We start from the raw sequence: 9,639 nt of genomic DNA on the forward strand, positions 1-9,639 counted from the left end.
CATAATGATCGGCAGCGTGATGGTGGTGATCAAGAGCAGGCCGATAAAGATCGACATGACGATACCAGGCACATTCAGCAGGCCAAGACCGAAGGTCACCAGACCCATCACGAAAGCTGCGATAACGACACCGCCAATCGTACCGGAGCCACCCAGAATGGAAATGCCGCCGAGAACGACCATGGTGACGATTTCGAGCTCCCAGCCTTGCGCGATTGACGGGCGGGTCGAGCCAAGGCGCGAAGTCAGGCACACGGCGGCGATGCCAGACATGAGGCCCGTCAGCAAGAACAGATTATACTTGATGCGCTCGACGCGGATGCCAGAAAAGCGCGCAGCGAATTCATTATTGCCGATGGCATAGACGCGGCGGCCAAAATTCGTTGCATGCAGGAGGATCGCAAAGAGGACGGCAAGCACGGCAAACAGTACGAACTCGAAGGAAAAGACCCACAAGACATAGCCTTGACCGAAAAAAGCGAACGAGGCCGGATAGCCGCCATAGGCCTTGTCGCCAAGCACAATATAGGCGATGCCGCGGAACAAGCTCATTGTGCCAATGGTAACGACAATGGAGGGCAGGCGCAGCCCGGCCACGAGGATACCATTGATGACGCCGCATCCGACACCAACGCCGACACCTATGATAACAAGTCCTGGTGTACCGACACCGGCCTGTGCTGCGGCGCCCATAGCGGTGGAGGCGAGTGCGATGATCGCAGCAACGGAAAGATCGATTTCGCCAGCGATGATCAGCAGCGCCATGGCGAAAGCGACCATGGCTTTCTCCGTGAAGTTAAAGGTGGCGTCGGAGAGGTTCCAGGCATTGAGGAAATAAGGTGAGGCAAGGGAGTTGGCGATGAAGATCAGCACGGCCACTGCAATGAGCAGAGCTTCCCAGCTCGCGAACAGCCGGGTGACTGATGTCCCGAGACGATCCGGAATATGCCGCTTTTCGGAAACTGCGCTCATGCTGCTACCTCGATCTGTTCTGATGCGCCGCGATCACGCAGGATGATACGGCCGCGCCGCCGCTCCTGGCGCGCATTGAAAATTACAGCAGCGATGATCACCGAGCCGGAGATTGCCATCTGCGCGAAGGGCGAAATATTGATGACAGGCAGCGCGTTCTTGATAACACCAAGAAACAGTGCGCCGAGAACTGCGCCAGCGACGGAACCAATGCCACCTAGTGTGGATATGCCGCCGATAACGCAGGCGGCCACAGTGTCGAGTTCGAAACCTGCGGCGATATCGACATAGGCAACCGCATAGCGCGACACCCAGAGATAGGCGCACAGTCCCGCCAAAGTACCCGAGATGACAAAGGCAAAAAATCGCGTGCGTCCGACATCGATGCCGGCATAAACCGCTGCCGTGGGATTTCCGCCCGAGGCGTAAATTGCACGGCCAAGGAAGGTACGCGACATGACCAGATACATGATTGCGATGATGACAATGGCAGTCCAGCCAAGGATCGGCAGGCCAAGAAACAGCTGTCGCGGTGTTTGCAGGAAGGGTTCTGTCATCTGGTGCGCATTGACCCAGGCACCACCAGAGAGAACAAAGGCCATGCCCCGGTAAATCGTAAGTGTGCCGAGCGTGACGACAATGGAGGGGATGTTGAGTTTCCAGACGAAGAGGCCGTTGATAGCGCCGAGGATAGCACCGGTCCCGAGCGCAATGAGGATGATCAGGGGGAGGGGCAGCCCTGGATAGGCTGCATTCAACATGCCGACGGCCATACCGGTAAAGGCCACATTGGCCGCCACCGACAGATCAATGGACTTCGTCAGGATCACTGTCATCTGGCCAAGGGCAAGGATGATGAGAATAGAGGTGTCGTTGAAGATATTGGCGAGGTTGCCAGGTCTGGCAAAGCCGGGCGAACGCGCCGAAAAGACAGCAAGCAGGATGGCGATGATGACCACCAGCAGCATTTCGCGGAATTTGAACAATTGTCTGATCATTTCTGATCCTCAAGCGTTGCCGGTTGCGGCGCGGACCAGCGTCTCGGCACTTAGGTGATTGCGCTCGTAGATACCGGCGGACAGACCTTCGCGCATTACCAACACGCGGTCAGACATGCCGAGGATTTCCGGCAGTTCCGACGATACCATGATGATGCTCAGACCTTCACCAGCAAGTTCGCTGATGAAGGCGTGAACTGCGGCTTTCGAACCGATGTCGATGCCCTTGGTCGGCTCATCGAGAATGAGGATCTTCGGCCGAGTTGCCAACCATTTACCGATAACAACTTTCTGCTGGTTACCGCCGGAAAGGGTTCCGACCGGCACGGAAAGCGCCGCAGCACGCAGGTCGAAACGCTCGGCATATTTTCGCGCCAGGGCGAATTCCTCAGCCGCGCGCAAGAAACCGGAGCGGGAGGTGCGCGTTAGCGATGGCAGTGAGATGTTCTGGTAGATTGGCAACTGCAACACTGCGCCATGGCGGCCACGTTCTTCCGGGACATAGACGATGCCGGCCTTGATGGCGTCGCCTGGCGAATGGATCACGATCTCCTTGCCGTCCAGCTTCAGCGTACCGCCGGATGGCTTTGTCACACCGAACAGCGCCTGACATATCTCGGAACGTCCCGCACCAACCAGACCATAAATCCCGAGAATTTCGCCCTTCTTGAGCGCGAAGCTGATATCACGAAACTCAGTCGGATGGGTGTAGTTCTCAACTGAGAACACTGTATCGCCGAGCGGAATGTCCACCTTCGGGAACACATGCTCGATAGAACGTCCAACCATGAGTTTGACGATCTCATCCTGACCGACACCGGCCAGTACGCCACTGCCCACCGCCTTACCATCGCGGAACACTGCGAAATTATCAGCAATCTCATATACTTCATCGAACTTGTGGCTGATGAAAAGAATGGCCTTGCCCTGAGCTTTCAGGCGTCGCACGATCGCAAAGAGGTCATCGACCTCCTTGCGCGAAAGCGCAGCGGTTGGCTCATCCATGATGACGATACGCGCATCGACGGACAGGGCGCGGGCTATGGCAACAAGATGGCGCTGTGCAATGGAGAGATCCTTGAGCCGTATGCGCGGATCAATATTGCTTTCGAGGGAATGCAGCAGGGCGAGCGCCCGCGCGTTCACGGCCTTCCAATTGACGAAGCCGATCCTCGATTTCGGTGCATGGCCAAGAAAGATGTTCTCGGCCACCGACAATTCATCAAATAGTACCGTTTCCTGATGGATGGCGGTGACGCCGAAATCGATCGCGTCCTGCGCATTGGCAAAGGAGACTGGCTTACCGTCGACATGGATTTCTCCCTCGTCGGCCTCGTAGATACCGGTGAGGATTTTCACGAGTGTCGACTTTCCCGCACCGTTCTCACCGATAAGCGCCGTAATCTTGCCAGGGAACAGGGCAATATTGACGTCGTTCAACGCTTTTACGCCGGGAAACGACTTGGAGATGCCGCGCATCTCAAGAAGTGGCGTCTCCAGCAAAGGCTCGGACATGGCAATCTTGTTCATCGATCATACCGATTGAGAAAAAGTGCCCGGCAGAATATCTGCCGGGCCGGCAACGGGTTTTGAGGATCAAAAGATCTTTGAGAACTCGTCGATGTTCTTGGCGTCGTAGACGAATGGATCGGCCATGGCTGCCTCACCATTGTCGCCAACCTTGATCTTGCCCATGCGACCGGCGGCAATTTCACTGCCTGGAGCTCCGTCTGTCTCTCCCTTGACAAGGCGATAGGCGATCTGGGTTGCCGAGTAGCCAAGATCGATCGGGTTCCAGATGGCAAATTCCTTGGTCGCGCCCGACTTGATGGCGCCCGCCATTTCGGAAGGAAGACCAAGGCCTGTGACATAGACGTCGCCGATCTTCTTGGCATCGGCCACGGCCTGCGACGCAGCAAGCACACCAACGGTCGTTGGAGCAACGATGACCTTCACATTTGGCTGCGACGTGAGCAGGCCTTGCGCTTCGCGATAGCTCTTGTCGGAAAGGTCATCGCCGTAGACGGTGGTAACCAGATTGAGGCCAGGGAAATTCGGCAGCTGCTTCTTCATTTCCTCGATCCAAGTGTTCTGGTTGGTCGAGGTCGTGGTTGCCGAGAGGATGGCGAAATCGCCCTTGCCATCCTTCAAATGATCGGCTGCGAGTTGCAGGCACATCTTGCCGATCAATTCGTTCGACGACGGATTGAGGTGCATGATGCGTCCGTCCTTTGCGACCGCAGAATCCCAGGAAATGACCTTGATGCCTCGTGCCGCGGCTTTCTTCAGCGCCGGAACAACGGCGTCGGGGTCATTGGCCGAAATGGCGATGGCGTTAACATTCTGCGCGATCAGGGCATTGATAACTTCGATCTGACCTTCAGCCGTCGTCGACGTCGGGCCGGTATATATGACCTCGACGCCGCCAAGTTCCTTCGCTGCTTCTTGAGCACCCTTGTTGGCGGCTTCGAAGAAGCCATTGCCAAGCGATTTAACCACAAGACCGATCTTGATTGTGTCAGCGGCCTGAGCCTGCGATGCGAGCATGGCAAAGGCGAGTGCCGATCCCAATGCGAGTTTCTTCAAAAGTTTCATTGTCTGTCCTCCCAGAGATTGAAGCTTGGATGCGTCCACACCGCTCGGCCCTTATGCGACCGAAACGGAATTCCTTGTTTGATTGACCTTCGCGACGATGAGCTGAACGCCGGCATCCTCTACCATTTTGCGGTCCGCGTCTGAGATGCCGTCATCAGTGATAATCGTTGCAACACGTTGCAGCGGGCAGAGGATCAGGCTTGACCGGCGCGCAAACTTGGTCGAATCGACGAGCAGCACCAATTCATCGGCCTGATTGATCAGTTTCTGCTCGCCCTGAATGATCAGCGCGTCCGACTCCATAACCCCGAATGGGCCAACCCCCTGCGAGCCCATGAACATACGTTTGCCGTAGAAATTGCGGGTCACGTCATTGTCGAAGGGCGAGAGGATAATACTTTGCTCGCGATAGATCGCACCGCCAGGCACAGTGACGGAACTCTTGGAGTTCTTGACCAAGTGCTCGGCAATGGCGAAGGAATTGGTCATCACTTGCAAACGGCGCGATGAAAGAAAATGGACCATCTGGAAGGTCGTCGTGCCGCCATTGATTATGATGGCGTCTCCTTCCTCACACAGGGCGACGGCCTCTCTGGCGATGGCACGCTTCTTATCGGCATTTTCGGATTCGGAAACATGAAAATGACGCCCGGCAAGCGGCGTCAATTGCGGCGGATGCACCGCTTCTGCACCACCACGCACCCGGCGCAGTTTACCCTTGACGTGGAGCGAGGCGATATCACGGCGAATGGTTGCCTCCGACGCTTCCGTTAGTTCGGCAATGTCCTGAATGGTGATGACCGGCTTTTCCTGAACAGCGCTCAGAATGATACGGTGGCGCTCGCGCTCATGCATTTCTTCTTCTCCTCTTGTGACAATCTATTGCGCAAATCCATGATCAGTGTCAATCAACTTCAGTCAAATAATTTCATACTGCACTGCACAATAGCAATTTTATGATTGATTTTGATCGTTTCTGATTGACATTAAAACACGTTCTGCTCCATAGCTAAGGCAAATAGCGCGGCTGGCGACGTGTTCCTGGCCGACAAATTGACCCATCGGGAGGCGAATATGGCAGACAAGGTCCAACTTCTGGATAATCGTTGGGATGATCAAAAGGCAGCGGGCATGGATGAGCCGGGCAAGCTGCTATATCGCTCCAATCTGCTGGGCGCCGACAAGCGCATTACCAATTACGGCGGTGGCAATACATCCGCGAAGGTGACACAAGCAGATGCACTGACGGGTAAACCCGTCGAAGTGCTGTGGGTCAAGGGATCGGGTGGCGACGTGGGCACGATCAAGCTCGATGGCTTTGCCACACTCTATATGGAAAAGCTGGAATCCCTGAAATCCATTTACAAGGGCATAGAGGACGAAGACCGCATGGTCGGCTTCCTGCCGCATTGCACCTTTAATCTCAACAGCCGCGCCGCCTCCATTGACACACCATTGCACGGTTTCGTCCCGTTCAAACATGTCGATCATATGCATCCCGACGCGATCATCGCGATTGCCGCATCGAAGAATTCTCGCGAGCTGACGAAGGAAATCTTTGGTGACGCTATTGGCTGGTTGCCTTGGCGACGTCCCGGGTTCCAGCTTGGGCTCGATCTGGGTGCTTACGTGACTGCCCACCCAAACTCCAAAGGTGTGGTCCTCGAAAGCCACGGTCTTTTCACCTGGGCCAATGATGCCAAGGAATGCTACGAACTGACACTTGAAATCATCAACAAGGCGATTGTCTGGTTTGATGAGAGAACAGCTGGCAAATCAGCTTTCGGCGGTGAAGCTACACCCAGCCTCGATGCAACTGCCCGCCGTGCCCTCGCCGCAAAGCTAATGCCGGAAATCCGCGGCAAGATCGGCGTTTCCGAGCGCAAACTTGGCCATTTCGACGATCAGCCTGCGGTGCTTGAATTCGTCAATTCGAAAGAGTTGCGCCCGCTGGCCGCACTTGGCACCAGCTGCCCCGATCACTTCCTGCGCACGAAAATCCGGCCGCTGGTGCTGGACTTCGACCCGGCCAGTCCGGATTCCGATGCGGTCGTCGCATCGCTCGACAGCGCACTCGAGGCTTACCGCGCGGACTATGCCCGCTACTACAACGACTGCAAGCATGCAAATTCGCCTGCCATGCGCGATCCCAATCCGGTGATTTTCCTTATCCCTGGCGTTGGCATGCTATCCTTTGCCAAGGACAAGGCAACCGCACGTATTGCCGGTGAATTCTACGTCAACGCCATCAATGTCATGCGCGGCGCCTCGTCGGTTTCCGAATATCAGGGTCTGCCCGAACAGGAGGCTTTCGATATCGAATACTGGCTGCTTGAAGAAGCCAAACTGCAGCGCATGCCAAAGCCGAAATCTTTGGCGGGCCGCGTTGCATTCGTAACCGGCGGCGCCGGTGGTATCGGTCGCGCGACCGCCGAAAGATTGTTGGGCGAGGGCGCCTGCGTGGTGCTCGCTGACATCGACGCTGAAGCGCTCAAGGCAGCGCATGACGACTTCGCCACGCGCTACACAGCGGATGCAGTGCGCAGCGCACAGTTGAATGTAACCAACGAGGCGGATGTGATTGCCAGTTACGCCGAGGCTACGGTCGAGTTTGGCGGCGTTGATATTCTCGTTTCCAATGCGGGTATCGCTTCTTCGGCTCCGATCGAAACGACGGAACTTTCTATGTGGACCCGCAATATCGACATTTTGGCAACCGGTTATTTTCTCGTTTCGCGTGAGGCCTTCCGCCTGTTCCGGCGCCAGAAGATTGGCGGCAACGTGGTGTTCGTCGCCTCCAAGAACGGCCTTGCTGCATCGCCCAACGCCAGTGCCTATTGCGCTGCTAAAGCTGCTGAAATTCATCTTGCGCGCTGCCTCGCACTGGAAGGTGCCGAGGCGGGCATCCGGGTGAACACGGTCAATCCCGATGCCGTTCTGCGCGGTTCGAAGATTTGGAATGGCGAATGGCGCGAACAGCGTGCCGCCTCCTCCAATTTGCAGGTTGACGAGCTTGAGGAGTATTACCGCAAGCGTTCGCTTCTGAAACTCAATGTCTTGCCGGAGGACATTGCGGAAGCGGTATACTTCCTTGCCTCGGACGCATCTGCCAAATCGACAGGCAATATCATCAATGTCGATGCGGGCAACGCGCAGAGCTTTACGCGCTAGTATTACAGTCTCGGGAGGACATCATGGCTGAACTGCACATTTCCGGCGAGCTGATCGCGTCCGAAAACGACAGGCTGCTCGCCGCGCACAAGAGCGACTATGAGGCACTGGGCGCTCACCTTGCACGGCGTAACATTGATATCGACGCTGTTACGAAGCGGGTCGCGGATTTCTTCGTTGCCGTGCCTTCATGGGGCGTTGGCACCGGCGGGACACGCTTTGCGCGCTTTCCTGGTATAGGCGAACCGCATGGCATTTTCGACAAGCTCGACGATTGTGCGGTTATCCATCAACTAACGCGGGCGACACCCACCGTCTCGCTGCACATCCCGTGGGACAAGGCCGATCCGACGCGTCTGAAAGCCCATGCAGATGCACTCGGCCTCGGTTTCGACGCGATGAATTCCAACACATTCTCCGATACACCAGACCAGATACATTCCTATAAATACGGATCGCTCAGCCATGTGAATGCCGCCACGCGGGCGCAGGCGATCGAGCACAATATCGAATGCATCGAGATTGGCCGGGCGATCGGCTCAAAAGCCCTGACCGTTTGGATAGGGGACGGATCAAATTTTCCAGGGCAGAGTAACTTTGCCAAATCTTTTGAGCGCTATCTCGGATCCATGGCGGAGATCTACCAGGCGTTGCCCGATGACTGGCGGATATTCTCCGAGCACAAGATGTATGAGCCGGCTTTTTATTCGACTGTCGTTCAGGATTGGGGCACAAACTATCTGATTGCCCAGACCCTTGGCCCGAAGGCCTTTTGCCTCGTCGACCTCGGTCATCACGCCCCGAACACCAATATTGAGATGATCGTTTCAAGGCTGATCCAGTTCAAAAAACTGGGCGGCTTTCATTTCAACGATTCGAAATATGGTGACGATGATCTCGACGCCGGCTCGATCGATCCCTACCGACTGTTCCTTGTCTTCAATGAATTGGTAGACGCGGAAGATCGCGGCATAGAAAACTTCTATCCCGCCCACATGATCGACCAGTCGCATAATGTTACCGATCCGATCGAAAGCCTGATCTCCAGCGCCAATGAAATCCGCCGCGCCTTTACCCAGGCCCTGCTCGTCGACCGCGGTGCGCTCTCCGTCTATCAGGATGAGAATGATGCATTGATGGCCTCAGACGCACTGAAGCGCGCCTACCGCACCGATGTCGAACCGATTTTGGCCGAAGCCCGCCGGCGTGCCGCCGGAGCGATCGACCCGATTGCCACGTATCGCAAGAGCGGGTACCGCCAGCAGGTCGGAAAACGGCGCCCTGCAAGCGCCGCAGGAGGCGGCGGTATTATCTGAGCAGCACTTATCCATTTCGTAACATCGCCGGGCAGCGCTTTACCGCGCTGCCCCTTTGTTTTTTGGATTGACAGCACACCCTTCATTTGTTCTTATTCTACTATAAAGCATTATAGTCCATTATAATGGAATAACAAAGGGAACTGTCATGAGATCACTGAAGCTCGCTTTCCTCCTTAGTTCAGCACTGATTGCACTAAACCCCTCAGCCTTTGCTCAATCAAAGGGCGGCGTGATCAATGTCGCCACCATTGGCGAGCCTCCGACACTTGATGCCATGGCTTCGACGGCTGATCTGGTTGGCATCGTCTCGCAGCACATTTTCGAAACGCTTTATACTTTCGACAAGAGCTGGAATGTCACGCCACTTCTCGCTGCCAGCCTTCCCGAGATTTCGCCCGATGGTAAAGTCTACACGATAAAACTGCGCACCGGCGTCAAGTTCCATGACGGCACCGAAATGGATTCGACCGATGTCGTTGCTTCGCTGAAGCGTTGGACCCAGATCGCATCGCGCGGCAAGCAGACCGCTCCAATGATCGCATCAATCGACGCAGTCGATCCTGCGACGGTCAAAATCACGCTCA

At 55.8% G+C, this 9,639-nt stretch carries 8 protein-coding genes; 3 read left to right on the forward strand and 5 right to left on the reverse strand.

Annotated features, from left to right (window positions below; translation table 11 throughout):
- The 5 genes from AAAC48_RS07005 to AAAC48_RS07025 form a co-directional block, all read right to left on the reverse strand.
- Positions 1-972, reverse strand: a 972-nt coding sequence (locus AAAC48_RS07005) for an ABC transporter permease (protein ID WP_340653493.1), incomplete at its 3' end; no start/stop codon positions are given.
- Positions 969-1,967, reverse strand: a complete 999-nt coding sequence (locus AAAC48_RS07010; protein WP_340653500.1) for an ABC transporter permease — start codon at positions 1,965-1,967, stop codon at positions 969-971. The genes AAAC48_RS07010 and AAAC48_RS07005, both read right to left, overlap by 4 nt.
- Before the next feature lie 12 nt (positions 1,968-1,979).
- On the reverse strand, positions 1,980-3,500 hold the full coding sequence (locus tag AAAC48_RS07015) for a sugar ABC transporter ATP-binding protein (RefSeq protein ID WP_340653494.1): 1,521 nt from the start codon (positions 3,498-3,500) through the stop codon (positions 1,980-1,982).
- Positions 3,501-3,566: 66 nt separating this feature from the next.
- Positions 3,567-4,565, reverse strand: coding sequence for a rhamnose ABC transporter substrate-binding protein (rhaS, locus tag AAAC48_RS07020; protein WP_340653495.1), 999 nt, complete (start codon positions 4,563-4,565; stop codon positions 3,567-3,569).
- 51 nt (positions 4,566-4,616) lie between these two features.
- Positions 4,617-5,420: a DeoR/GlpR family DNA-binding transcription regulator gene (locus AAAC48_RS07025; RefSeq protein WP_340653496.1), complete on the reverse strand. Its 804-nt coding sequence runs from the start codon at positions 5,418-5,420 to the stop codon at positions 4,617-4,619.
- Positions 5,421-5,639: 219 nt separating this feature from the next.
- On the opposite strand from AAAC48_RS07025, the gene AAAC48_RS07030 reads away from it, so the two are divergent.
- From AAAC48_RS07030 to AAAC48_RS07040, 3 genes are all read left to right on the forward strand, one after another.
- Positions 5,640-7,736, forward strand: coding sequence for a bifunctional rhamnulose-1-phosphate aldolase/short-chain dehydrogenase (locus tag AAAC48_RS07030; protein ID WP_340653497.1), 2,097 nt, complete (start codon positions 5,640-5,642; stop codon positions 7,734-7,736).
- A gap of 23 nt (positions 7,737-7,759) precedes the next feature.
- Positions 7,760-9,052 carry an L-rhamnose catabolism isomerase gene (rhaI, locus tag AAAC48_RS07035; protein ID WP_340653498.1) on the forward strand — a complete coding sequence of 431 codons (1,293 nt, stop codon included), beginning with the start codon at positions 7,760-7,762 and terminating at the stop codon, positions 9,050-9,052.
- A 148-nt stretch (positions 9,053-9,200) separates the two neighbouring features.
- On the forward strand, positions 9,201-9,639 hold a 439-nt coding region (locus tag AAAC48_RS07040), incomplete at its 3' end, for an ABC transporter substrate-binding protein (protein ID WP_340653499.1).

The sequence above is a fragment of the Phyllobacterium sp. genome (genome assembly GCF_037994405.1).
Classification (GTDB): Bacteria; Pseudomonadota; Alphaproteobacteria; order Rhizobiales; family Rhizobiaceae; genus Phyllobacterium.